This window comes from Mycobacterium sp. PSTR-4-N (assembly GCF_022348085.1).
Taxonomy (GTDB): domain Bacteria; phylum Actinomycetota; class Actinomycetes; order Mycobacteriales; family Mycobacteriaceae; genus Mycobacterium.
In genome coordinates this window covers 26,546-52,444 of record NZ_JAKRFN010000019.1, presented here as the reverse complement: position 1 = coordinate 52,444, position 25,899 = coordinate 26,546, and the positions used below count along the sequence as shown (strand labels likewise).

At 70.6% G+C, this 25,899-nt stretch carries 14 protein-coding genes; 11 read left to right on the top strand and 3 right to left on the bottom strand.

All coding sequences use genetic code 11. The features are described 5' to 3' along the window. The first annotated feature begins 5 nt into the window (after positions 1 to 5). From MHN84_RS22035 to MHN84_RS22005, 7 genes are read left to right on the top strand one after another with little or no spacing between them, the layout of a single operon-like run. Positions 6 to 5,465 (top strand): SDR family NAD(P)-dependent oxidoreductase, encoded by a 5,460-nt coding sequence (locus tag MHN84_RS22035; RefSeq protein ID WP_241206647.1) that lies wholly within the window; start codon positions 6 to 8, stop codon positions 5,463 to 5,465. A gap of 29 nt (positions 5,466 to 5,494) precedes the next feature. Further along, positions 5,495 to 10,870, top strand: coding sequence for a type I polyketide synthase (locus tag MHN84_RS22030; protein ID WP_308192978.1), 5,376 nt, complete (start codon positions 5,495 to 5,497; stop codon positions 10,868 to 10,870). 53 nt (positions 10,871 to 10,923) lie between these two features. Then, positions 10,924 to 15,306 (top strand): type I polyketide synthase, encoded by a 4,383-nt coding sequence (locus MHN84_RS22025; protein WP_241206700.1) that lies wholly within the window; start codon positions 10,924 to 10,926, stop codon positions 15,304 to 15,306. 27 nt (positions 15,307 to 15,333) lie between these two features. Beyond that, positions 15,334 to 16,335, top strand: a complete 1,002-nt coding sequence (locus MHN84_RS22020; protein WP_241206645.1) for an ATP-binding cassette domain-containing protein — start codon at positions 15,334 to 15,336, stop codon at positions 16,333 to 16,335. After that, the gene (locus tag MHN84_RS22015; protein WP_241206644.1) at positions 16,332 to 17,171 is read left to right on the top strand and encodes an ABC transporter permease; all 840 of its coding nucleotides are present in this window, start codon (positions 16,332 to 16,334) and stop codon (positions 17,169 to 17,171) included. The genes MHN84_RS22020 and MHN84_RS22015 overlap by 4 nt, the downstream gene beginning before the upstream one ends. After that, positions 17,171 to 18,028 carry an ABC transporter permease gene (locus tag MHN84_RS22010; RefSeq protein ID WP_241206643.1) on the top strand — a complete coding sequence of 286 codons (858 nt, stop codon included), beginning with the start codon at positions 17,171 to 17,173 and terminating at the stop codon, positions 18,026 to 18,028. The genes MHN84_RS22015 and MHN84_RS22010 overlap by 1 nt, the downstream gene beginning before the upstream one ends. Positions 18,029 to 18,062: 34 nt before the next feature. Continuing rightward, positions 18,063 to 19,319: a phthiocerol/phthiodiolone dimycocerosyl transferase gene (locus tag MHN84_RS22005; RefSeq protein WP_241206642.1), complete on the top strand. Its 1,257-nt coding sequence runs from the start codon at positions 18,063 to 18,065 to the stop codon at positions 19,317 to 19,319. Here the strand turns inward: MHN84_RS22005 and MHN84_RS22000 are convergent. Continuing rightward, complete coding sequence (locus tag MHN84_RS22000) at positions 19,316 to 20,140, bottom strand: class I SAM-dependent methyltransferase (protein WP_241206641.1); 825 nt, start codon at positions 20,138 to 20,140, stop codon at positions 19,316 to 19,318. The genes MHN84_RS22005 and MHN84_RS22000 overlap by 4 nt on opposite strands. Positions 20,141 to 20,228: 88 nt before the next feature. On the opposite strand from MHN84_RS22000, the gene MHN84_RS21995 reads away from it, so the two are divergent. Genes MHN84_RS21995 through MHN84_RS21985 form a run of 3 tightly spaced genes read left to right on the top strand, consistent with a single transcriptional unit; the run spans position 20,229 to position 22,122 of the window. Beyond that, positions 20,229 to 20,903, top strand: a complete 675-nt coding sequence (locus MHN84_RS21995) for a flavodoxin family protein (protein WP_241206640.1) — start codon at positions 20,229 to 20,231, stop codon at positions 20,901 to 20,903. Continuing rightward, entirely contained in the window at positions 20,903 to 21,412 is a 510-nt protein-coding gene (locus MHN84_RS21990; RefSeq protein ID WP_241206639.1) for a DUF2505 domain-containing protein, read from the top strand. The genes MHN84_RS21995 and MHN84_RS21990 overlap by 1 nt, the downstream gene beginning before the upstream one ends. Positions 21,413 to 21,414: 2 nt before the next feature. Next, positions 21,415 to 22,122, top strand: a complete 708-nt coding sequence (locus MHN84_RS21985; RefSeq protein ID WP_241206638.1) for a nitroreductase family protein — start codon at positions 21,415 to 21,417, stop codon at positions 22,120 to 22,122. 7 nt (positions 22,123 to 22,129) lie between these two features. Here MHN84_RS21985 and MHN84_RS21980 read toward each other — a convergent pair whose 3' ends face one another. Continuing rightward, positions 22,130 to 23,422, bottom strand: coding sequence for a hypothetical protein (locus MHN84_RS21980; RefSeq protein ID WP_241206637.1), 1,293 nt, complete (start codon positions 23,420 to 23,422; stop codon positions 22,130 to 22,132). A 325-nt stretch (positions 23,423 to 23,747) separates the two neighbouring features. Next, positions 23,748 to 24,929 (bottom strand): LLM class flavin-dependent oxidoreductase, encoded by a 1,182-nt coding sequence (locus MHN84_RS21975; protein ID WP_241206636.1) that lies wholly within the window; start codon positions 24,927 to 24,929, stop codon positions 23,748 to 23,750. A gap of 58 nt (positions 24,930 to 24,987) precedes the next feature. On the opposite strand from MHN84_RS21975, the gene MHN84_RS21970 reads away from it, so the two are divergent. Next, positions 24,988 to 25,770, top strand: coding sequence for an alpha/beta hydrolase (locus MHN84_RS21970; RefSeq protein ID WP_241206635.1), 783 nt, complete (start codon positions 24,988 to 24,990; stop codon positions 25,768 to 25,770). Positions 25,771 to 25,899 lie beyond the last annotated feature (129 nt).

Genomic DNA, 25,899 nt, shown 5'->3' with positions numbered 1-25,899 from the left:
GTGTGATGACCGCAAGCTCAGGATCGCCCGGTTCGGGCGCCGCGCCGGACCGTCGGGCGATCATCACCGAGGCGCTGCGCAAGATCGACGATCTGTCCGCGAAGCTGGCGGCGGCGCAGAAGGCCGAGACCGAGCCGATCGCCGTCGTCGGCATCGGTGCGCGCCTGCCCGGCGGCGTCGCCGACGCCGACCAGTTCTGGCAGTTCCTGCTCGACGGCGGCAACGGCGTGATCCGGGTGCCTGCCGACCGCTGGGACGCCGACGAGTTCTACTCGCCCGACCACAGCGTCCCCGGCACGATCTGCAACCGCGAGGGCGGCTTCCTCACCACATGGAAGCCCGACGAGTTCGACGCGGAGTTCTTCGCGATCTCACCGCGCGAGGCCGCCGGCATGGACCCGCAGCAGCGGCTGCTGATGGAGGTCGCGGTCGAGGCGCTGGAGAACGCCAACATCAGCCCCCGCAGCCTGCGCGGCTCGTCGACCGGCGTGTTCGTCGGTCTGACCGCCAACGACTACTTCCGCTCGGTGATCGGCGTACTCGAACCCGAGGAGATCGACCCCTACATCCCGTTCGGCAACGCGCCCAACTTCGCCGCCGGCCGGCTCTCCTACTTCCTCGGCGTGCGGGGCCCGGCCGTGGTCAGCGACACCGCGTGCTCCTCGTCGCTGGTGTCGATCCACCTGGCCTGCCAGAGCCTGCGCCGCGGCGAGAGCGACCACGCGCTGGCCGCCGGGGTGAACCTGATCCTGAGCCCGGAGAACAACATCGCGTGCTCGCGCTGGGGCATGCTCTCGCCCGCGGGCCGGTGCGCGACGTTCGACGCCGACGCCGACGGCTACGTGCGCAGCGAGGGCTGTGGCGTCGTGGTGCTCAAGCGGCTGTCCGACGCCCAGCGCGACGGCGACCGGGTGCTCGCGGTGGTGCGCGGGTCGGCGGTCAACCAGGACGGCGCCAGCAGCGGCCAGACCGTGCCCAACGGGCCCGCCCAGCAAGAGCTGATGCGCACGGCGCTGCGCAACGCCCGGCTGGAGCCCTCCGACGTCGACTACGTCGAGGCGCACGGCACCGGCACCGGGCTGGGTGACCCGATCGAGCTCGACGCGCTCTCGGCCGTCTACGGCGACCGCAAGGACGCGGCGCCGCTGGTGCTCGGCTCGGTGAAGACCAACCTCGGCCACCTGGAATCGGCGGCCGGTGTCACCGGCTTCATCAAGACCGTGCTGAGTCTGCAGCACGGGTTCATCCCGAAGATGCTGCACTTCTCGACGCTGACCCCGCAGGCCGGGGAGGGTGCGAAGAAGTTCCACATCGCCGCCGAGCCGACGCCGTGGCCCGCCCATGACGGTCCGCGCCGCGCCGCGGTATCGTCGTTCGGCGTCAGCGGAACCAACGCCCACATCGTGCTGGAGCAGGCCCCGGAGTCCGAATCCGTTGCGCCACAACCGGAACCGCCGGTGAGCACGCTGGTGGTGACCGGCAAGACCCCGGCGCGCGTCGCATCGCTGGCCGGCGCGCTGGCCGACTGGCTCGACAGCCCCGCCGCCGCCGAGGTCAGCCTGGCCGACGTCGCCGAGACGCTGAACCATCGCCGCGCCCAGCACCCCCGCTTCGCGACCGTCGCCGCCACCGACCGCACCCAGGCCGTCGCCGGCCTGCGCGCGCTCGCCGAGGGCTACCCCGCCCCCGGCGTGGTGCCTGTGCACGACGGCGCCTGCGGAACCGGCGCCAAGCCCGGCACCGTGTTCCTCTACTCCGGACAGGGTTCGCAGTGGGCCGGCATGGGCCGGCGATTGCTCACCGACGAGCCCGCGTTCGCCGCCGCCGTCGACGAGCTCGAACCAGACTTCGTGGCCCAGGCCGGCTTCTCGCTGCGCCAGACGCTGGAATCCGGCGAGACCGTCGTCGGTATCGACCGCATCCAGCCGGTGCTGGTCGGTGTGCAGTTGGCGCTGACCGCGCTGTGGCGCTCCCACGGCGTCGTCCCCGACGCGGTGATCGGCCACTCCATGGGTGAGGTGACCGCGGCCGTCGTGGCCGGGGCCCTGAGCCCCGCCGATGGGCTGAAGGTGATCTCCACCCGGTCGCGGCTGATGAAGCGGCTGTCCGGGCAGGGCGCGATGGCGCTGCTCGAACTCGACGCCGCCGCGGCCGAGGAGTTGATCGCGGGCTACGACGGGCTGACCGTCGCGGTGTACGCCTCGCCGAACCAGACCGTGATCGCCGGTCCGCCGGACCAGGTCGACGCCGCGATCGCCGTGGTCGACGCGCAGGACAAGCTCGCTCGCCGCGTCGATGTGGACGTGGCCTCGCACCACCCGATCATCGACCCGATCCTCGAGGACCTGCGGACCGAGCTCGCGACGCTACAGCCCCGCACGCCGACCATCCCGGTGCTCGTCACCACCGACGGCCGGCCCACCGACGGCACCAATGTCTTCGACGCCGACCACTGGGTGGCCAACCTGCGCAACCCGGTGCGGTTCGCCCGCGCGGTCGCCACCGCCGGTGCCGACAACACCGTGTTCGTCGAGGTGAGCCCGCATCCGCTGCTCGGGTATGCGATCAAGGACACGCTCGCGGCCCTCGTCGGAGACCAGAAATCAGGCCCGAGCCATCACCACAGCATCGCGACGCTGCAGCGCGACGCCAACGACACCCTGACGTTCCGCACCAACCTCAACGCCACCCACACGACCCGGCCGCCGAAGACGCCGTCTCGTCCCGGGCCTCGCGTGCAGATCCCCACCACGCCGTGGCATCACGCGCACCACTGGATCCAGACGGCAGCCATGCGCGCGGCCGCCGGTGCGCCGGCAGGGGCTTCCGGGGCTTCGGAGGCGCCCGCTACCCACGCCGAGGGCGGCTACCACGAGTGGATGCACGAAGTGACCTGGCCGGTGCGCGATCTCGCGCCCGGGCGCGTCGACGGCGGCATCGCCGTGATCTCCGACGACGCCGAACTCGCGGCCGCGCTGAACGGCCGTACGGTCGGCCTCGACGCGCTCGACGGCATGGGTTCAGCAGATGTCCTGGTGTACGCGCCGGCGGTCCCGGCGCAGCGCTTCGACGCCGCCGCCGCGTACCAGATGTTCGACGAGCTGCGCCGGATCGTCGTCGCACTCGCCGGAACATCCTCCGCGCCACGGCTTTTCGTCGTCACCCGCAACGCCCAGCCGGTGACCGAGGGCGACCGGGCCAACCCGGCGCACGCGGTGCTGTGGGGTCAGGGTCGCACGCTGGCCCTGGAGCATCCCGAGTTCTGGGGCGGGCTGATCGACGTCGACGAGACGCTGCCCGCCGAACTTCTGGGCGCGTACCTGCACGCCGAAGCCGCAGAGGCGCTCGGGGGCGCGGGCACCGACCGTGACGACCAGGTGGTCTACCGGGCGGGGGAGCGGCGGGTGCCGCGCCTGGCGCCCCGCGCGCTGCCCGCCGTCGCGGTGAACCGGCTGGAGAACAACACCAGCCACCTGGTCGTCGGCGCTACCGGCAACGTCGGTCCGTACCTGATCCGCCAGCTCGCCGACATGGGCGCGGCGACCGTGGTCGCGGTGTCGCGGCGCGGCACCGGCCTGGCCGACCTCGCCGCGGAAGTCGCCGCCAAGGGCACCACGCTGGTCGAGGTCGCCGCCGACGCGGGCGACGATGCGTCGATGGCGGCGGTGTTCGAGCGCTTCGGCGCGGACCTGCCGCCGCTGGACGGCGTCTACCTGGCCTCGCTCGCGGGCGGTGAAGCGCTGCTGACCGACATGACCGACGACGATCTGCGGCCGATGTTCCGGGCCAAGGTCGACGCGGCCGCCGTGCTGCACAAGCTGTCGCTGACCACGCCGGTGCGCCGTTTCGTGCTGTTCTCGTCGGTCACCGGGCTGCTCGGGTCCCGCGCGGTCGCGCACTACACGGCGGCCAACGCGTTCGCCGACGCCTTCGCCTATGCGCGGCGCGCGCTGGGCCTGCCGGCCACGGTGGTCGACTGGGGGCTGTGGAAGTCCTGGTCGGACGCCCAGCCGCAGATGAAGGCCGCGGGGCTGGAGCCCATGCCCAACGACGTCGCGATCCGCATGCTGCCGACGGTGCTCAGCCCGCAAGCCGGCACGCAGATCGTGCTCGCAGGCGCCGACTGGCCGCGACTGGCCGAGGCCTATCGCATGCGTGCCGCGGTCAAGGTGCTCGACCGCCTGGTCGCGGGGCCCGGCGAGGACGCCGATCTGTCCGCGGTGCCCGCCGCTGAGTGGGGCACGGTGCTCGGTGAGCCGGCCGAATCGGCCGACCACGAGCACCTGTGGCGGGCGCGACTGCTGCCCGGCGAGCGGACCTGGGCGAACGCGCACCGGGTGCGCGGTGTCGAAGTGGTGCCCGTCTCGGTGGTGCTGCACACGCTGTCGACGCTCGCCGAGCACGTCGGCGGTGACCGGATCGCCGGCGACGTCCGGTTCGAGTACCCGATCCTGGCCGACGCGCCGAAGGTGATCCACGCCGTCGCCGACGGCGACGCGCTGACCATCTGGTCCAGCGCCACCGCCGACGCCGCCCCGCAGCGCTGGACCCGGCACGCCAGTGCCACGTTGACCGCCGCCCCGCAGCAGCCGCGGCAGGACGATCAGAGTCCGGTCGGCACCGTGTTCAACGGCGCGGCCATCGAGGACATGCAGCGCGCCTGGGGTGTCGAGGGCCGTCCGTTCACCTGGACCGTCGCCGACGCCACCGCGACGACCGCCGGCGCACGCGGCACCGTCGAGGTGCCCGACACCGAGTCGCCTGCCGCGGCCCTGCTGGACGCCGCGGTGCACGTCGCCCGCCTCGCCGACGCCGACAACGCCGCGCTGCTGCTCCCCGCCGGCGCCGAAAGCCTCGCGGAGTCGAACGACGCAGCTGCGGGCACGGCCACCATCGAGGTGTTCCGGCGCGACGGTGACGGGGCCGCTCTGGTCGTCGATGCGCAGGTCACCGGCCCCGACGGCACCGTCTGGGTGGACGTGCGCGGTCTGACCTTCGCGCCGGTCGAGTCGGCCCCGGCCCCCGCGGTCGGCGAGAGCGCTTCTGCGGCAGCCGAATTCATCGACTGGTCGACGATGTCGGCGAAGGAGACGGTGGAGACGCTGCGGGTTCGGCTGCGCGCCATCCTGGCCCGCGAACTGGGCATGCCGGAGACCGCGGTCGACGTCGAGTCGGCGTTCCCCGAGCTGGGCCTGGACTCGATGATGGCGATGAACCTGCTCCGCGACGCCAAGGCGCTGGTGCGCATCGACCTGTCCGCGACCATGCTGTGGAACCACCCGTCGATCGCGCAGCTGTCGGAGTTCGTGGCCGAGCTACTCGCCCCGATGCAGCAGGCCTCGCCCGAACCGGAGGAGGAGCCCGGAGAGGCTGACGACTCCGACGAGTTCAGCCTCGACGACCTCTTCGACAGCATCGAATCTTCCGTCGAGTCGGCCAACGCCGGCAGTGAGGGCACCATCTGATGACGACCCCCAAGCCAAAAACCCCCAACATCAAAACCACCTTCGACCGGATCTCGGCGATGTCCGCCGAGCAGCGGGACAAGCTGGCCGAACAGTTCGAGAAGGCCTCGCGCGTCGCCGGTGCCGAGCCGATCGCCGTCGTCGGGATCGGCTGCCGGCTGCCCGGCGGTGTCACCGGACCCGAGAGCTTCTGGAAGCTGTTGGAGAGCGGCACCGACGCGGTGACCGAGGTGCCCGCCGACCGCTGGGACGCCGAGGCGTTCTACGACACCGACATGAGCGTGCCGGGCCGGATGCCCACCAAGTGGGGCGCCTACCTCGAGGACATCACCGGCTTCGACGCCGACTTCTTCGGCATCACTCCTCGTGAGGCGATGTCGATGGATCCGCAGCAGCGAGTGGCGCTCGAGGTGGCGTGGGAGGCGCTGGAGAACGCCGGCTACGCACCCGATCAGCTGGGCGAATCCCGCACCGCGGTGATGCTCGGCGTGTACTACAGCGAGTACCACAACGCTTCGCCGGAGAACGCCGACGCGATCGACGCCTACTCGGCCACCGGCAACGCGCACAGCGTCACCGTCGGCCGCATCGCTTACCTGCTCGGCCTCAAGGGCCCGGCGGTCGCGGTCGACACCGCGTGCTCGTCGTCGCTGGTGTCGATCCACCTGGCCTGCCAGAGCCTGCGGATGCGCGAGAGCGACCTCGCCCTGGCCGGTGGCGTCAACCTCAACTTGCGCCCGGAAACCCAATTGGCGCTTGCCAAGTGGGGCATGCTGTCCCCGCACGGGCACTGCTACGCGTTCGACTCGCGCGCCGACGGGTTCGTGCGCGGCGAGGGTGCAGGCGTGGTCGTGCTCAAGCGGCTCACCGACGCCGTGCGCGACGGGGACCGGGTGCTGGGCGTCATCCGCGGTTCGGCGGTCAACCAGGACGGCCGGTCCAACGGGCTGACCGCACCGAACGCCCCGTCGCAGCGCGACGTTCTGACGCGGGCGCTGAAGTCGGCCGACGTCGCCGCGGGCACCGTCGACTACATCGAATGCCACGGCACCGGAACAGCTCTGGGCGATCCGATCGAATTCGACGCGCTGGCCGCCATCTACGGCAAGGGCGACGTGCCCTGCGCGCTGGGCACCGTCAAGACCAACATGGGCCACCTCGAAGCGGCCGCCGGCGTGGCCGGGTTCATCAAGACCGTGCTCACGCTGGCGCACGGCACGATCGCGCCGAACCTGAACTTCGACAAGTGGAACCCGCAGATCGATCCGAAGCCGACGCGGCTCTACGTGCCCACCGAGGCGACGCCGTGGCCGGCCAGCGACCACCCGCGCCGCGCGGCCGTGTCGTCGTTCGGTTTCAGCGGCACGAACGCCCACATCGTGCTCGAGCAGGGTCCCGAACCCGCGCCCGCCACCGCCGAGGCCCCGGCCGTCACCACGCTCGTCGTGTCCGGCAAGACCCCGGCCCGGCTGGCCGCCTCGGCCCGGTCGCTGGCCGACTGGCTCGCCGGCGACGGCGCGTCGGTGCCGCTGACCGACGTCGCCTACACCGTCAACCACCACCGCAGCCGCTACCAGACCATCGCGACGGTCTGCGCCCGCACCCATGACGAGGCCGTCACCGGTCTGCGCGCGCTGGCCACCGGTCAGCCAGCACCCGGCGTGATCGGCGCCCACGACGCCCGCCTCGGTAAGGGCACCGTGTTCCTGTACTCCGGGCAGGGCGCGCAGTGGGCCGGCATGGGCAAGGCGCTGCTCGCGGAGGAGCCCGCGTTCGCCAAGGCCGTCGACGAGCTCGAGCCGGCATTCGTCGACAAGGTGGGCTTCTCGCTGCGCCAGACGCTGGAGGCCGGGGAGCCGGTCGTCGGCATCGACCGGATCCAGCCGGTGCTGGTCGGCATGCAGCTCGCGCTGACCGAGCTGTGGCGCTCCTACGGCGTGGAGCCCGACGCGGTGATCGGCCACTCGATGGGGGAGGCCACCGCCGCCGTCGTCGCCGGAGTGCTCACTCCCGCAGAGGGTTTCGACATCATCGCCACCCGCACCCGGCTGATGAAGCGGCTGTCGGGCCAGGGCGCGATGGCACTGCTGGAACTCGACCCCGCCGCGGCGGAGAAGCTGATCGCCGACAAGCCGGACGTGACCATCGCGGTGTACGCCTCACCGAAGCAGGTCGTCATCGCCGGTCCGCCCGAGCAGGTCGACGAGCTCGTCGCCACCGTCGACAAGCAGGGCCGGCTGGCCCGCCGCGTCGAGGTGGACGTCGCATCGCACCACCCGACGATCGATCCGGTGCTGCCGGAGCTGCGGGAGGCGCTGGCGTCGCTGACGCCGGCCGCCCCGAAGATCCCGCTGCTGTCCACCGTGGCCTACACCGGTGACGCACCGCTCTACACCGCGGACTACTGGGCGGCCAACCTGCGCAACCCGGTCCGCTTCAGCCAGGCCGTGCACGAGGCCAGCGCCGAGAACAGTGCGTTCATCGAGATCAGCCCGCACCCGCTGCTGTCCCATGCGATCAGCGACACCCTCGCCGCGCAGTCGGTCAGCAAGCGCTTCCACGTCGGCTCCACGGTCAATCGGGACACGCCCGAGACGCTGGCCTTCCACGCGCAGCTCGCGGCGGTCCGCCCGCCCGCGGTCAGCGCCGAGGGCGCAGCGGGCCGGCTCGTCGACGTGCCGCCGACGGCGTGGCAGCACGAGCCGTTCTGGCTCAGCGACCGCGCGGGCACCCCGCAGTACGCGGGCTCGCATCCGCTGCTCGGGGTGCACGTCGAGCTTCCGACGGGCAACGGCCACGTCTGGCAGTCCGACGTGGGCACCGGTGCGCACCCGTGGCTGGCCGACCACGTCGTGCACGGCCTGCCGGTCATGCCCGGCGCCGGTTTCGCCGAGATCGCGTTCGCCGCTGCGCAGGAAGCGCTCGGCCGGCCCGCCACCGGTGTGGCGGTCTCCGTCGAGGTCGAGCAGATGCTGCCGCTGGACCCGAAGACTCAACTGACCACCCAGGTCACCGCCGGTGACGACGGCGTCCAGCGGGTCGAGATCCATTCCCGTTCCGACGCGGGCTGGACCCGGCACGCCGTCGGCACCATCGCCGCGGCCGAGCCCGAGACGCCGGGCAAAGCGCTGCCCGCCGACGGGGCCACCCCGGTGTCGCCGGCCGACTTCTACACCGCCCTGCGGCGCACCGGCGCCCACCACGGGCCGGCGTTCGCGGCGCTGACCCGCATCGCCCGCTCCGCCGACGCCGCCGACACCGAGATCGAGCTGCCGGAGTCGGTGACCCCGCAGCGCGGTATCACGCTGCACCCGGTGCTGCTCGACGCGGCGCTGCAGGGCCTGGCCGCCGCGATGAGCGACGCCACGCTGGCCGATTCCGGTGAGGACACCTACCTGCCGGTGGGCTTCGGCACGATCCGGGTCTTCGCGGAGCTGGGCCGCCGGGCCCGATGCCGCGCCGAACTCGTCAGCGTCGCCGACAACGGTGACGCCACCGGTCGGGTCACGCTGACCGACGACACAGGCGCCGTGCTGGCCCGCGTCGACGACGTGGCGCTCAAGCGGATCCAGCGCCGCACGGTGCCACTTCCGTTGTCGCAGAAGATCTTCGACTCGCGCTGGGTCGAGGCCGCTGCGCCCGCCGCCCAAGCGGTCACCGGCAGCTGGCTCGCGCTGGCCGACGGCGCCGCGGGCCAGGCGGCGGCGCAGGAGTTCACCGAGCGGTTCGGTGGCCCGACGCGACGCGTCGTCACCGCCGATCTCGGCGACGAGTCGGCGGTGCGGGAGGCGTTCGCGACCGCGACGGCGGATCCGGATCTGCCGCCTGCCGGTGTGATCGTGTTCGGCGACTTCGGAGCCGCCAGCGACGATCTCGCTGCCGGCCTGAGCCATGCCCGCGACGTGATCTGGGGCGTGGCCGGGACGGTCCGCGCGATCGTGGGCAGCTGGCATGGCAAGGCGCCGCGCCTGTGGCTGGTCACCTCCGGCGGTCTGGTGACCGCCGCGGCGGACGGCCCGGGCAACCCGGCCGCCAACAGCCTCAAGGGGCTGGTGCGCGTGCTGGCCTACGAGCACCCCGACCTGAAAGCCACGCTGCTCGACACCGGCGCCGACGATCCGGCCGGCGCGCTGAGCAGCGAGATCGAGGGCAACTCCGCGGACGACGTCGTCGCATGGCGCGGCGGAACCCGTCTGGTGGAGCGGCTCGCCCGCGCCGCGCTGCCCGCCACGCCGGGGCAGCTGACGGTCCGCGCGGACGGCAGCTACGTCGTCACCGGCGCGCTCGGCGGTGTCGGGATGGCGGTCGTGCGCTGGCTCGTCGGCCACGGCGCCGGACGGCTCGTGCTCAACGGCCGCAACGGGCCGTCCGACGAGGTGGCCGCCGAACTCGACACGCTGCGGCAGCGTGCCGAGATCGAGGTCGTCACCGGCGACATCGCGGATGACGGCGTGGCCGGGCGACTGGTCGCGGCGGCCGAGGACACGGGTAAGCCGCTGCGCGGGCTGATCCACTCGGCTGCGGTCCTCGAGGACGAGATCTTCGTCGGCATGACTCGCGAGAGCCTGGACACCATCTGGGCGCCGAAAGCCCTGGGTGCGCTGCGCCTGCACGAGGCCACCGTCGGCAAGGACCTGGACTGGTGGGTCGGGTTCAGCTCGATCGTGTCGCTGCTCGGATCGCCCGGGCAGGCGGCATACGCGGCCGCCAACGCCTGGCTCGACGGCCTGGTGGCGGCACGGCAGGCGGCGGGACTGCCCGCCATCGCGGTCAACTGGGGCCAGTGGGCCGACGTGGGTCTGGCCAGCACGCTGCGGTTCTCGGTGCTCGACCCGATCAGCCCGGCCGAGGGCGTCGACGCTCTCGGCGGCGTGATGGCCGCGGGTCTGCCGCGCGTCGGCATCGCCCGGCTGCGGCTCGACCGTGCCGCGGCGGCGTTCCCCGAGATCCACCAGATCGGGTTCTTCACCGACATGGTGGGTGAGCTGCAGACCGACGACATCGACGAGGACTGGGGCGGCGCCGACGCGCTCAAGGCGATGGACGCCGCGGAGGTGCACCGTGTCGTGGTGGCCCGGTTGCGCCGAAGGATCTCGGCGATCATGGGTTACTCCGATGACAGCGCAGTCGACGTCGCGCAGCCGCTCACCGAGCTGGGTCTCGACTCGCTGATGGCGGTGCGGATGCGCAACACGATCCGCGGCGACTTCGGCGTCGAACCGCCTGTCGCGCTGCTGCTGCAGGGCGCGACGCTCACCGACCTCGCGGTGGACCTGATCCGTCAGCTCGGCCTGGAGGAGCAGGAGTCCGCCGAGCGTCCCAACGCCCTGCGTGAGCGCGCCCAGCAGCGTGCCGCCGCGCGTCAACGTGCCGCATCGCGGCGAAAGGTAGGACCACGATCGTGACGAGCAGTACCGGCGAGCAGGACCTCCCGGACAACGCCATCGCCGTCATCGGCATGGCCGGGAAATTCCCCGGCGCGGACTCGGTGTCGGCGTTCTGGCGCAACCTGCGTGCCGGGGTGGAGTCGATCGTCGACCTGTCGGAGAGCGAGCTGCTGGCCAACGGCGTCACCGAACGCGCGCTGGCCAACCGCGGGTACGTCCGGCGGGCCGGGCTGATGCCGGGCATCGAGGAGTTCGACGCGGACTTCTTCGGGTTCACGCCCTACGCGGCGCGGATGCTCGACCCGCAGCACCGGCTGTTCCTGCAGGCGGTGTTCCACGCGCTCGAGGACGCCGGCTACGACCCCGCGGGTCTGGAATCGACCGTCGGCGTGTTCGGCACCAGCAGCTCCAGCGGCTACCTGCTGCACAACCTGATGTCGAACTTCGACCCGATGATGGTGATCGGGCAGGGCGCCAGCTTCGAGATGGTGAACCTGAGCCTGCAGAACGACAAGGACCACCTCGCCACCCGCGTCGCGCATCAGTTCGACTTCCGCGGGCCCGCGCTGTCGGTGGCCACGGCGTGCTCGTCGTCGCTGGTGGCGGTGCATCTGGCCTGCCAGTCGATTCTCAACGGCGAATGCGACATCGCGCTGGCCGGCGGCTCGTCATTGCGCATCCCGCACCACGTCGGCTACTGGTACGAGCAGGGCGCGATGGTGTCGCCCACGGGGCAGTGCCGGCCGTTCGACGTGCGGTCCGACGGCACGATCTTCGCCAGCGGCGTCGGCGTGGTGGTGCTCAAGGCGCTGGCCGACGCGATCGACGACGGAGACCGCATCCACGCGGTGATCCGCGGATCGGCGCTGAACAACGACGGTGCCACGAAGATGACCTACGCCGCGCCGAACGCGCTGGGCCAGGCCGAGGTCATCGCCGAGGCGCACGCGATCGCCGGGGTGGACGCGTCGTCGATCACCTACGTCGAGACGCACGGCACCGGGACCCCGCTCGGGGATCCGATCGAGGTGGAAGGTCTGCGGCAGGCGTTCGAGCTGGCCGAGGAGACCCGCAGCGCGCCCTGCTACCTGGGCTCGGTCAAGTCGAACATCGGCCATCTGGAGACCGCGGCCGGCATCGCCGGGCTGATCAAGGCCATCCTGTGCCTGGAGCACAAGGCGATCCCGGCGACGCTGCACTACACCAGCCCGAACCCGGAGCTGCACATCGACCGCGGTCCGTTCCGGATCCGCACCGCCGACGGCCCGTGGGAATCCGACGGCATCCGCCGCGCGGGCGTCAGCTCGTTCGGTGTGGGCGGCACCAACGCCCACATCGTGCTCGAAGAGGCGCCCTACGCACCCGCCCCGGCGCCGAGCGCCAAACCACAGGTGCTGGTGCTCTCGGCCCGCACCCAGGAGGCGCTGGCGCAGTCGCGCGCCGCACTGGCCGGCGAACTGGCCGACAGCGACGAGATCAGCCTGCCCGACGCCGCCTACACGCTGACCCGGCGCCGCAAGGATCCGTTCCGGCTGGCCGCGGTGGTGCACGATCAGGCCAACGCCGCGACCGTGCTGTCCGCGGCGGAGACGGACAACGTCTTCGAGGGCCAAGGGGTCCCGGACGCGGAGGAGTCCGGCGACCGGGTGGCCTTCCTGTTCCCTGGCCAGGGTGCTCAGCACATCGGCATGGCCCGCGGCCTCTACGACACCGAGCCGGTGTTCGCCCGTCACTTCGACGAGTGCGTGGCCGGGTTCAACGAGCTGATGGGTTACGACCTGCGCGCGGAGATCTTCGACGGGGTGGGCCGCAACCTCGAGCACACCGACCGTGCGCAGCCCGCGCTGTTCACCGTCGAGTACGCACTCGCGAAGCTGCTCCAGTCCTACGGTGTGGAGCCCGCGGTCATGGCGGGCCACAGCATCGGCGAATATGCCGCCGCCACGATCGCCGGGGTGTTCGACCTCGACACCGCGATCAGGGTCGTCGCCAAGCGCGCACAACTCATGCATGCCGCCCCGCGCGGCGTCATGGTCGCGGTGCCGCTGAGCCCGCAGGCCGTCGCCGAACATCTCACCGGTGACGTGGACGTCGCGACCATCAACGATCCCGGCAGCTGTGTGGTGGCCGGCAGCGAGGACGCGATCCGCACCTTCCAGGCCGCGTTGGCCGAGAAGGGCGTCGCCGCGCGCCGGGTCCGCACGTCGCACGCGTTCCACTCGCGGCTGATGGATCCGGTGGTCGCCGAGTTCGGTGCGTTCCTGACCTCGGTGACGCTCAACGAGCCGCGAATCCCGTTGCTGTCCAACATCACCGGCACCACGATGTCGGCGGCCGAGGCCACCAACCCGAACACCTGGGCACGTCAGATCCGGGCCACGGTGCGCTTCGCCGACGAGCTCGACCTGCTGCTCTCCGCTCCGGACCGGGTGCTCGTCGAGGTCGGTCCGGGCGGCACGCTGACCTCGTCGGCGGGCCGGCACCCGCGCTGGTCGGAACGCCACCGGGCGGTGCGGTTGATGCGTCATCAGGCGCAGAACCGCAGCGACGGCGACACGTTCCTGCTCGCGCTGGGCCAGTTGTGGGCGGCGGGTGTGGACGTCGACTGGACGCCGGCTTGGAGCCCAGCCCAGAACGCCGACGCGGAGCCACACCTGGTCACGCTGCCCGGCTATCCGTTCGCCAAGCAGCGGCACTGGGTCGAGCACAACGCCAACGCCGCATGGCTGGGCGGCGCCCCGGCGACCAACGGTCTCGCCGGCGACGCCTCGGCGCCGGCGACCGCACCGGCCGCCGCCGGTGGCGCCTCGTCGGTCGAGACGGTGCTCGCGCAGGTGTGGGCACAGTGCCTCGGCCTGCCGGACATCGACCGCAACGCCAACTTCTTCGAGATCGGCGGCGACTCACTGATCGCGATCAGCGTCGCGATGACCGCGGGACACCGCGGGCTGGACCTCACACCGCAGGATCTCTACGAGAACCAGACGGTGTCGTCGCTGGCCAAGGCGCTCACCGCCCGGTACGCCGAAGGCGGCCTGGCCCGGCAGACACTCGACGACGTCGTCACCCCACCGGTGCCGCCGAACGTCGCCTACTTCCTCGAGCACGGTCTGCGCGACGTCGGCCGCTGGCGCACCCCCGTGGTGCTGGGCCTGCGCGCCGACATCGGCGAGGACGACGTGCGCGCGGTGCTGACCGCCGTCACCGCGGCCCACGACGCGCTGCGCGTGCACCTGGTCGAACGGGCGGGCACCTGGGAGCAGCACATCGCCGACCCCGCTGAGTTCACCGAGCTGATCGTCCGGACCCTGCCAGACGGCGTCGCAGCCGGCAGCCCGCAGGAACGCGAGGCCGTGCAGGCGGCGTTGGACGAGCAGGTGCGCGAGCACCAGCTGCTCACCGCCCCGCTGACCGCGACGTTCCTGCGCGGCGCGCACGGCGGCCGGTCGTCGCTCGCGCTGACCCTGCACGGGGTGGCGAGCGGTCCGGGTGACGACGGCACCTCCCGCGACGTCCTGCTGACCGACCTGGTTACTGCGTTCTCGCAGCGGATGGCGGGGGAGGAGATCACCCTCGCCCCGGTCCCGACGTCATGGCGGGAGTGGTCGCAGCGCTGCGCCGGGCTGGCCACCCACCCGGCGGTCCTGGACAGCCGCGACTACTGGCTTCAGGTCGCCCGCGCCGCCACGGTCACCGTGGCCGGCCCGGAGCCGACCGAGCGCCCCGGCGCCGACGACCTGGTGCGCCTGTCGAGCGCGCTGTCGCCCGCCGAGACCGGGGAGATCGACGACACCCGGCGGCGGCTGCGTCTCCCGGTCGAGGAGATCCTGCTGGCAGCCCTGGGCCGGACCGTGGCCGCCACGGTCGGCGAGGGCACCGTGGCCGTCGACCTCGGCGGCCGCGGCCGTTCGGTGCTCAAGCCCGATGTCGATCTGCAGCGCACCGTCGGGTGGTTCTCCACCCTGCACCCGGTCGCGCTGCCCGCGGCCCAGCAGACGACCGCGCCGGCACTGCTCGACGAGGTGCGGGAGACGCTGAAGGCGGTGCCGCACTATGGCATCGGCTACGGCCTGTTGCGCTACCTGTACGCGCCGACCGCCCGGGCGTTGGCGGACACCCGCTCGGCCGACATCCTGTTCACCCACGTGGGCACCATTCCCGACGTCCCTGCCGATCAGCCCGAGGACGCCGCGGTCCGCTTCGACACCGACACCGCGATGCCGATCAGGGACGCACTGCCCGGCCTGGGGCATGCACTGGAGTTGCGGGTCTACCGCTCGGCCGGGGTGCTCTACACCGACTGGTGGTACGACAGCCGCCGGCTGGGCCCCACCGATGTGGAATCCTTTGCCCGGCACTATTCGACCGCACTGCTGGAGATCACGCGGGAAGCGCTGGCCGCCGAGGACGCGGATGCGGCCGGAGACGAGCTGGCGCTCGTCGATCTCTCGTGACACGGCTCAACCGGGCAGGAGGAGCTCATGTCCCGCTCTGACAAGGCGGTCGTCGTCGCCGGCATCCGCAAGTCGTTCGGCTCGGTGGTGGCACTGCGAGACGTCAGCTTCGAGGTGGGCCGCGGCGAGGTGCTGGGCCTGCTCGGCCCCAACGGGGCCGGCAAGACCACGACGGTCAACATCCTGTCGACGCTGATCACCCCCGACAGCGGGCGCGCCCTGATCGCCGGCCACGACGTCGTCGCCGATCCTGCCGGTGTGCGGCGCTCCCTGATGCTGACCGGGCAGTACGCCGCGCTCGACGACATGTTGACCGGCCGGGAGAACCTGCTGATGTTCGGCCGGCTGCAGGGTCTGAAGAAGAAGGTGGCCAAGGAGCGCGCGCTGGAGCTGCTCGAGCAGTTCGATCTGGTCGAAGCCAGCGACCGTCCGGTCAGCACGTACTCCGGCGGCATGAAGCGGCGCATCGACATCGCGTGCGGGCTGGTGGTCCGTCCCGAGGTGGTGTTCCTCGACGAGCCGACGACGGGTCTGGATCCACGCAGCCGCCAGGCGATCTGGGAGCTGGTCACCGACTTCAAGGAAGCCGGCATCGCCACACTGCTGACCACGCAGTACCTCGAAGAGGCCGATCTGCTCAGCGACCGGATCATCGTGATCGACAAGGGCACGGTGATCGCCGAGGGCACCGCCGACCAGCTCAAGGAGCGCACCGGCGGCACCTACTGCGAGATCGTGCCCCGCCACATCGCGGACCTTCCGGAGGTGGTGCGTGTGCTCGGCCCGCTGCTGCCGCAGGCCAACCGCGCCGCGCTGACCGAGACCTCGGACCGCATCTCGATGCCGGCGCCGGAGGGTCCGCGCACGCTGATGGCCGCGCTGACCAAACTCAACGAGGCCGACATCGAGTTGATGGACATCGCGTTGCGCCGCCCGTCGCTCGACGAGGTGTTCCTGGCGCTGACGGGTGATCAGCCCCGGGATGCAGGCGAGCGCACCGAGGTTCCGGCGGCGGGCGCCTACGCGTGAGCGGGGCAGTCTCGACCGCACCCGCCCGGTCCACCGTTCCGGCGGCCTCCCGGCCGCCGGTGCGCGCGCTGCAGCAGTGGTGGGTGCTCACGGTCCGGATGATCATCCCGACGCTGCGCAACGGCGAGTTGGCGACGCAGATCATCGGATCGATCGTGTTCACGATCGGCTACTACCTGCCTCTCAAGCAGATGATGGGCCAGGTCCAGCCGCTGTCGAGCTACGCGCAGTACCTGACACCGCTGATCATCCTGCAGGCCATCTGGTTCGCGGCGGTCTCCGCCGCGTTCCGCTCGGCCACCGACTCGGTACAGGGCATCAACCGGCGGTTCCGCGCGATGCCGATCCCGGCGATCATGCCGCTGGCCTCCCGGTTGACGGCCAGCATGTACCGCTGCGTGATCGCGCTGGTCGTGTCGGTGGCGTGCGGCCACGTCATCGGGTTCCGGTTCCACGGCAGTGTGTGGCACACCCTCGGATTCGCCGGCCTGGTGCTGCTGATCGGCGCCACCCTCGCCGTCATCGGTGACCTCATCGGCATCGCCACCCAGAACCCCGAGGCCACGGCACCGATGATGCTGGTGCCGCAGCTGACTCTGGGGCTGGCCTCGGTGGGTCTGCAGCCGGTCGAGCAGTTCCCCGACTGGATTCAGGGCTTCGTCCGCAATCAGCCGCTGTCGCAGTGGGTCTACGGCCTGCAGGCGTTCGCCGGGGACACCACCGACGCGGCACCGGAGGTGACCTGGGCCGTCCTCACCCCGGGACTGGCGTGGGCGGTGGGCGCCGGGGTCGTCGCCGTCGTCCTGCACCGCATCGTCAGCAGGAGGAGGCGGTGATGGCGGGCTCGCAGACGGTTCCCGAGCCCGTCGCGAAGGCGCCGTACCGGTCCGGCCGGCATCGCGACGCCCGGGTGTGGGAGAACTCGCCGCGACGGCTCGTTCCGCAGGTGCTGCTGCTGACCTACCGCATCCTGCGGCGGTGGAGCCGCGACCCCGCGACGCTGGTGCAGTCGCTGGTGATGCCCGCCGGGTTCCTCGCCGCGCTGGACATCGTCTTCGGTGACGTCATCAAGCAGGTGAGCGGGCAGAGCGGGCTGTACGGGCAGGTTCCGCTGGTCGCCCTCGTGGGCGGGATGACCGGAGCGATCATCGGGGCGATCAGCGTCATGCGGGAACGCGACACCGGTCTGCTGTCGCGGTTCTGGGTGGTGCCGATGCACCGCGCCGCCGGACTGCTGTCGCGGATGCTGGCCGAGTGGGTCCGCATCGTGGTGATCACGCTGGTCGTGATGTGTGTCGGGTTCGCGCTGGGGTTCCGGTTCGAGCAGGGCCTGCCGGCGGCGATCGCGTGGGTGTTCATGCCCGCGATGTTCGGGGTGGCGTTGTCCGCGGCGGTGCTGACGCTCGCGCTCTACTCGTCGAGCACGCTGGTCCCGCAGGCCACCGACATCGTGGTCGCGGTGCTGATGTTCTTCTCGATCGGATTCGTTCCGCTCGACCAGTACCCGAAGTGGTTGCAGCCGTTCGTGGAGCACCAGCCGGTCAGCTATACGATCAAGGCGATGCGCGGCCTGTCACTGGACGGGCCCATCGCCGAACCGGTCCTGTTCACGGTGCTGTGGTCCGCCGGCATCTTCGCGGTGTGCGCGGTGCCGCTGGCCATCGGCTATCGCAGGGCCAGCCGCCGCGGGTGACCCCGCTTTCGACGCACAGGGAGTTGTGACAGACGTGTATCCGACCTCCGGGATCCGCAAGTTGGCGCGCAGCGAGGAGATGTTCGCCGAGACGCACAACTTCATCGGCCTGGCGGCGCACGTCACGGGACCGATGGACGCCGACGCGCTCTCGGATGCCTTCGATGCGCTCATCGAGGCGCATCCCGTGCTCGGTGGGCATCTCGAGCAGTTGCCCGACGGCAAGTGGGAGATCGTGCTCGACGATCTGATGCACTCCGGCATCGAGGTGGTCGAACTGACCGGCGACCAGCCGGCGCCGCCGCTGATCTTCGACCAGACCCAGTCGCTGGTGCACCTGCGCCTGACGATCCGTGACGGTGTGGCTCAGCCGACGCTCTACATCCACCACAGCCTGGCCGACGGTCACCACCAGTTCAGCCTCGTCGAGGAGCTGTTCTCCACCTACACCGATCTGGTCACCACCGGGACCACCAAGCCGGTCACGGTGCATCCCGCGCCGGAGCCGCTGGAGGTCATCCTGGCCAGCCGTGGCGTCGAGAAGAGGCCACGCTCGGGCCTGGAACGCCTGCTGGCGGCGATGTTCGCCTACGAGCTGCCGCCGTCACGCCGGGCGCCCTCGGAGACCAATCCGGTGCTGCCGCAGCTGGTTCCGATGGAGTACTGCACGCTGTCCGAGCAGGACACCGAGAAGATCATCGCGTTCTGCCGGGCCAACAAGCTGGGCCTGAACAGCCTGCTGTCGGCGGCGGTGTTGATGGCCGAGTGGCAGGTGCGCAACACCCCGAACATCCCGGTGCCGTACGTGTATCCGGTCGATCTGCGCTACCTGCTGACGCCGCCGGTGTCGGCGACCGAGAGCACCAATCCGGTGGGGATCGCGACGTATCTGGCGGAAATCCATCCGGGCACCGATGTGGCGGCGCTGGCCCGCGACATCAACGACACCTACAAGAAGGACATCGCCGAGGGCGTCATCCAGCAGAGCTTCCTGCACTTCAGCCCGCAGTACGTCGGCAATCCGCCCGGGCTGCCCGATGTGGTGATGTTCACCGACAACGGGATCGTGCCGCCGCTGCGCACGCCGCCGGACATGCAGGTGGCCGCCAGTCACGGCGAGTTCTACTTCGCGGTGGGCGCGGGCATCGAGATCTACACGTCGAAGATCTTCAACGGGCAGTTGATGATCGAGTACCACAGCCACGGCCCCGATCGCGACAAGTCGATCGCCGCGATCGAGGCCCAGCTGCACGGCATCGTGGCCAAGCAGGCCGCGAGCACGGGCGCTTAGGTGCCGAACGCGTAGCGATGGTATTGCAACGAGGTACGCAGCGGCGGCACCGCCGCGACGAGGCGTTTGAGCGCGTGCATGCCGCGACCGGTCCGGGCGTAGGTGCTGGCGTCGAAAAACGTTGCCGCCGAGAGCAACCGGATGTCGGGCAGCTTGTCGAGGATCTGCTGGGGGTCGTTGACCGCCCAGTACAGCACCGAGCCGGAGGTGCGCACCAGCGACTGGCTCTTCTGCGATTTGATGGCCAGCCAGTTGAAGAAGTCGATCTGCAGCTCGCCGGTACCGAAGCGGTCGACGAACCGGCGCAGCAGCGCGATTCCCTCGTCCTCGGTCAGGTACATGCTGATGCCCTCGGCGATCAGCAGTGTCGGCCGGTCGGCGGGAATCTGCTCGAGCCACTGCGGTTCGGTGGCCGGCGTGGCGATCAGCTCGTAGTTGTCGCGGCTGGGGTAGATCTGCTCGCGCAACGCGATCACCTGCGGGAAATCGACGTCGTACCACCGGACGCCGGGACCGGGGTCGACGCGGAACACGCGGCAGTCCAGCCCGCAGCCCAGGTGTACGACGGTGCATTCCGGGTGCGCGGCGATGAACTGCCGCACCCAGATGTCGTACTGCGCGGTGCGAACGGTGAACAGCGGCGCCCACTTCGGCGTGATCTCCAGCTCACTCCAGTCGAAGTCGAGCTTGCCGATCGCCGCCTTGGCGAAGGTGTCACCGAGGATGGGCTGATCGAAGTCGGCGTCGAGTGCCTTGAGGTACAACGTGGACAGCATCGTCTTCGCGGGGCCGCTCAGATTGACCGCAACTTTGTCGTTCACGTGTGTGAGGCTATGCGCTCGAGGCCCGGCGTGGCACGCCGGGTTGGGAAGGCTGGGGTTGGGAAGGCCAGGAAAGGATGTGCCGGAGTTGGCTGAATCACCGAAGGTGCTGCTGCTCTACTACAGCTACACAGGGCAGGCCAAAAAGGTGCTCGACGCCGCGGCCGAACGGTTCCGCGCCCGCGGGTACGAGGTCACCGAGGCGCCGATCGAGTTCACCGATCCGCGCTATGCCGAGCGGTTCTCCCGCTTCCCGATGCGCCGGGTGTGGCCGGAGTTCCTCGGCATGCTGCCCGCGCAGACGCTCAAGCGCACCGGCGACATCCGCACCCCCGAGGCGGTGCGCACCGGTTCCTACGACCTGATCTGCATCGGGTCGCCGACGTGGTGGGACACCGTGTCGATGCCGTTGCGCACGTTCCTCATGTCGCACGAGGCCCGGCCGGTGTTGGACGGCAAGCGATTTGCGGTGTTCGTGGTGTGTCGGCGCAAGTGGCGCAAGAACCTCGCCGGGGTCCGCAAGCTGGCCGAGAAGAAGGGCGGGCGCTACGTCGACGGGATCCACTTCACCTATCCCGGCGGGGAGCTGCCGTCGATGCTGTCGCTGACCAGCTACCTCGGGTCGGGGGAGTACAAGGAGCGCTACCTGGGCATGAAGCTGCCCCCCACCAATATCAACGACGAACACCTCGAAGAGGCACGGCGATTCGCCGACCGCGTCGCCGACAAGGTGTTCGGTCGAACACCCTCGGAGCGTCCGTAGTGGCCCGTCCGTTCGACGTGAGCGCCGAGGCGGGCGCCGAGGTCGCCGACGTGCTCGCCGCCTTCGCCGCCAGGGACTACTGGCTGGCCCGCCTGGCCGCCTACGGCGGTGATTCGATGACGCTGGATTCCTTGACCGTCGACCCCGACGGCGCCGTCGTCGTGCAGACCACGCAGGATCTGCGCCAGGACATGCTGCCCGGCCAGATCGGCCGGATGTTGCCGGGGAACACCTCGATCACGCGCAGGGAATCCTGGCGGCCCGGCGCCGACGCGGGGGAGGCACACGGCGAGTTCGCGATCACGGCCCGCGGGGTGCCCAGCTCCGGGTCGGGAACCATGGTGCTGCAGGCGATTCCGACGGGCTCGCGGCTGCGCGTGCGGGGCACGGTCGAGGTGCGGATCCCGATGATGGGCGGTCGCATCGAACGCTACGTCGCCGAGCTGATCGCCCGCGACGTGCCGCAGATGCAGCAGTTCACCGCGTCCTGGATCGCCGGGGAGGCGTAGCAGTGCCCGAACCGATCCCGAGCGCCGAGGACGCGCTGGCCCGGCTCTCCATGCCACTGGTCGAGGCGATGATGACCCAGCGCGCGATCCGGCGGGTGCGCCCCGATCCGGTCGACGACGCGATCGTGCTCAAATGCATCGAGCTCGCGTTGCGGGCACCCACCGGAGCGAACGGGCAGAACTGGGAGTTCGTCGTCGTCAAGGACCGGCGGATCAAGAAGAAGCTGCAGCGTCGATACCGGCTGGCGTGGCGGGCTTTTCACCGCACGTCGATTGCCGACATCGCGTCCTACGACGAGGAGATGGCCAAGAGCGTCAAGGCCATCGAATGGCAGCTGGAGCACTTCACCGAGATTCCGGTGCTGGTGATCGCGTGCCTGCGCCTCGGCGCGAGGGAGGGCAAGGTGCCGTTCGTGCCGATGCCGCACGCGGCCGCCTCGGCGTTCTTCGGTTCCATCTACCCCAGCGTGCAGAACCTGCTGCTGGCGGCCCGCTCGATGGGGCTGGGCGCTTCGCTGATCACGTTGCCGCTGTGGAATCTCACGTCGGCGCGCCGGATCCTCGGGCTACCGATGGACGTCACGCCGTGCGCGGTGGTGCCGCTGGGATGGCCGAAGGGCCGATACGGCCCGACCACGCGCAGGCCGGTGGACGAGGTGGTGCACCTCGACCGGTACGGCAACCGCGCGTGGTTCGGACCGCGTCGCTGAGCGGGATCTAGTCGGAGCCGCCCGAATCGCCGCCGCCCGAATCGCTGGAGCCGCTGCCCTTGTCGGCCTTGCTGCTCGCCGATGTCCCGGCTGTGCTCTTCGCCTGACGGTCGGCGTTCTTCTCCGCCCGGGCGCTCTTGCGCTCCGACGCGCTGTCCTCGGCCTGCTGCTTGGCGGACTCGAACTTCTTCTGCAGCGACGCGACCGTGTCCTTGACGCTGAACGTGCCCTTGCGCCCCGACTGACCCCCGGTGGACGCATCGGCCTTGTCGCTGGATTCCTCGGCCGTGTCCGGGGCCTCGGTTGCCTCGGCCTCCTCGGCGGCCTTCTCGGTGACCTTCTCGGTGGCCTTTACGGTGGTCTCGACCACCGGCTCCGTGGTGACCGCCGGCGTCGGCGCGGCGGTCTGCGCCGGCGCCTGCACCTCGGTCTTGGCGACCTTCAGCGTGTCCAGGCCGACCAGAGTGGTGGTCGCGGTCTCGGGAGCGCCGCCGGGCCAGCCTGTCGGATTGTCCGGGTAGTCCTTGTCCTCGACGGCGGGGTTCTCCGGCTTGGGGATGAACAGCTTGACGAACGTCTCGATCTCCCGCACGGCCAGCCAGTCCGGCACGTGCCCGGTGACCTGCAATGCCGCAGCGAGATTGGCGCTGGCGGTGACGAAGTCGTACATCGTGACGGGTCGGAACGCCTGCGGCTCGCCGGTGAAGTAGTCGGCGACGGACTTGATGACCTCGAAGCGGTCCAGCTTGATCGTCTTGCCCGACCACTCGGTGGGCTTTCCGTCGACGGGATTGATGACCTCACCGAAGGTGTAGCCCTCCGGGGAGTAGAACTTCCACATCGGCACCGTGAACATCGACTGCAGCATGCCGATGGGGTCGGTGCACTCGAACGCACATCCCTCGTGCATCGGGAGATTCGCAGCGGCCCACCAGTTCAGGTGCTCGCCGAGCGGGCGCGACAGCGCCGGGAACGGCACCAGCATGTCGACGAAGCCTTCGAGCATCTCGGGGTTCGCCGGGTCCCAGCCCCACACGTTGTTGGGTTGGGAGACCTCCCAGCTGCCGCTCTCCGCCATCGCGTCCGCGAAGCGCTGAATGCCGAACACGAGGTTGGCCGGGGTGTTGAGCGCTGCCATGAACGCGTTGGCCGGAATGTTGGCCACGGAACCGGTCAACGCGACGTCGGCGTCGCGCACGACGAACGCGTGCGGAGTCGGGGTGACGGGACCGACGGCGATCAGGCCGGCCCCCACCAGGGCAACGCCCGCGGTGGCGTACGGACGCAAAGCTGTGTGCATCGAGAATCCTTCTGTGGTCGAGGTGACGGCAGCATAGAACCCGCTCCCCGTATGCGGCGGACGAATGCGACCGTAGCAAAGTAACGATAGACGGTGACGGCACGGTCGTGTGCAAAGACCACGAAAAGCTGTACGACGAGTTCGGCGCCGCTGGCGTGCGCCGAGCGACACGCCTGACCTCGCTGGCAGAGGCGGCAAAATTGACCTGACGGCAAATAATCACCGGGCGTGCCGGCCCCGCCCACGTCACGCCGACCGCACGCAGCAATGTAACGAAACCCGCTCCTGCGGCGATGTCAGCTAACTCGCGTGCCCGAGTGTCTGGTCAGAGTTTCTTGAGTCCGCGCAACACGGTGCCGAACGGTCCACTGGCCGCGACCGCCTTGCGCAGCCGCGGATTGAGCTGACTGGCGTTCAGCACGAGCAGGTAGCGCAGCCCGTGGTCTCGCCACTCGGCGATCTGGTCGAGCACCTCGTCGGCCGTGCCGCAGAAGGTGATCTCCCGCATCAACGACGGCGGCACCGCCTTGGTGTAGGCGAGGGCGCTCTCGTAGTCGATGGTCTGCGGGACGAGATCTTGCACACCGGAGAAGTCGGCACCCAGCGGGTGCACGGCGCCGTGGCGGGCCCACGTCTCGGCCGGCGCGGCCAGTGCCGACGATTTCAGGATGACCCCGTCGAGTGCCTCGTCGACGTCGTCGCGGGTGCGGCCCACCACGACGGCGCGGTTCAGCGCCGGGACGATCGCGGCGGGGTCGCGGCCGGCGTCGGAGGCGACGTCGTGCACGACGCTCAGGGAGCGGGCGTAGTCGGCGGGCCGGGACACGGTGAACGGCACCCATCCGTCGGCGTGCCTGCCGGTGATGCGCAGCATGCGGGGGCCCTGCGCGGCCACCCACATCTCCGGCCACGTGCCGCGGTAGGGCGGCAGATCGAACACCGCATTGTGCAGCGGGAAGAACTCCGAATCCCGGGTGATCGGTTCACCGCCGGAGTTCCACAGCGCGCGAATCGTCGCCACGGCCTCTTCGAACCGCGCCACCGGCTTCTCCCAGGGCACGCCGTAAGGCTCGTTGCCCTCGCGTTCGCCGACCCCGATGCCGAGGAGGGCGCGACCCTTGGTGAGCAGGTGCAGGGTCGCGGCGGCCTGGGCGGTGACCGCCGGGTTGCGCCGGGAGGCGTCGGTGACGCACACACCCAGCCGCAGCCGGGTGAAGCGGTTGCGCGCGGCCAGGTGTCCGAGCATCGTCCAGGGTTCCAGGATCGCGTCGACCTTGGGCACCAGCTTGGCTCCGACGCCGAGGTGCTCGGGGGTGGCCAGCGAGCGGGGGATCAGCGAGTTCAGGTGATCGCCCACCCACAGCGAGTCACCCCCGTTCATGGCCACGGTGGCGCCGGCGAACCGGGTGGCAGCGGTCGGCGAGAAGCGGGTGTTGACGATCCCGTCGAGCAGCCCGAATCGCAGCCCGCCGGTGGATGTTCCGTCTCGTCGGGCGCTGAATCTCATAGGAGGAACCGTACTATCAGGGGCGCTACCCGCCTGTCCGACCGGATCCGAGGAGACCATGCTCGAGGTGCTCGACCGGGGTGAGGCGAGCGCCGCCCATCCGGTTCCGCTGCTGTTCGTCCACGGCGCCTGGCATGCCGCGTGGTGCTGGGACGAGCACTTCCTGGGCTGGTTCGCCGATCGCGGCTACCGGGTGCTGGCGCTGAGCCTGCGCGGTCACGGCGCAAGTGGCACGGACAAACCCCTCAACGACTGCACCTTCGACGACTTCGAGGCCGATGTCGCGACGGTCGCCGCGACCGTGGAGACGCCGCCGGTGCCGATCGGGCACTCCATGGGCGGTTTCGTCGTGCAGAAGTATCTGGAGTCCCACGACGCGCCGGTCGCGGTGCTGATGGCGTCGATGCCGCCACAGGGCTACCTGCGGTCGGGGTTGCGCTGGCTACGCCGGCACCCCTGGCACTTCGCGAAGATGTCGGTGACGCGCCGGACGCTGCCGTATGTCAGCACTCCCGAGTTGGCACGGGAGCGGTTCTTCTCGCCGCACACCCCCGAGGACCTACTGCTGCGGTATGCCGGGCGACTGGGGGAGGAGAGCGCGCGATCGGGCACCGACGGGATCTTCAACCGGCCGCACCCGGAGCGGATCCGCACCCCGATGCTGGTCCTGGGCGCAGATGACGACGGGGCGGTCACCCGCGCGGAGGTCGAGGCGACCGCGCGGGCGTACCGGACCGAGGCCGAGTTCTTCCCGCGGATGGGGCACAACATGATGCTGGAGCCGGGTTGGGAGGCCGTGGCGGCCCGCATCGACGCGTGGTTGACCGCGCAGCGGCTCTGACACCGGCGGCCGCACGGCCTCCGGCAAAGCATCGCCGCACCCGGGCCACAACCACTTGTTTGCGCTTTCACATTGCTGACGAGACCGCGGAGACCGGTCATATTGACGTCGCCGACAGCCGCAAAGCCT

Coding starts and splice junctions, on each gene's coding strand:
- MHN84_RS22035 (WP_241206647.1), top strand. CDS start 6: ATGACCGCAAGCTCAGGATCGCCCGGTTCGGGCGCCGCGCCGGACCGT.
- MHN84_RS22025 (WP_241206700.1), top strand. CDS start 10,924: ATGGCCGGGAAATTCCCCGGCGCGGACTCGGTGTCGGCGTTCTGGCGC.
- MHN84_RS22020 (WP_241206645.1), top strand. CDS start 15,334: ATGTCCCGCTCTGACAAGGCGGTCGTCGTCGCCGGCATCCGCAAGTCG.
- MHN84_RS22010 (WP_241206643.1), top strand. CDS start 17,171: ATGGCGGGCTCGCAGACGGTTCCCGAGCCCGTCGCGAAGGCGCCGTAC.
- MHN84_RS21980 (WP_241206637.1), bottom strand. CDS start 23,422: ATGCACACAGCTTTGCGTCCGTACGCCACCGCGGGCGTTGCCCTGGTG.
- MHN84_RS21975 (WP_241206636.1), bottom strand. CDS start 24,929: ATGAGATTCAGCGCCCGACGAGACGGAACATCCACCGGCGGGCTGCGA.
- MHN84_RS21970 (WP_241206635.1), top strand. CDS start 24,988: ATGCTCGAGGTGCTCGACCGGGGTGAGGCGAGCGCCGCCCATCCGGTT.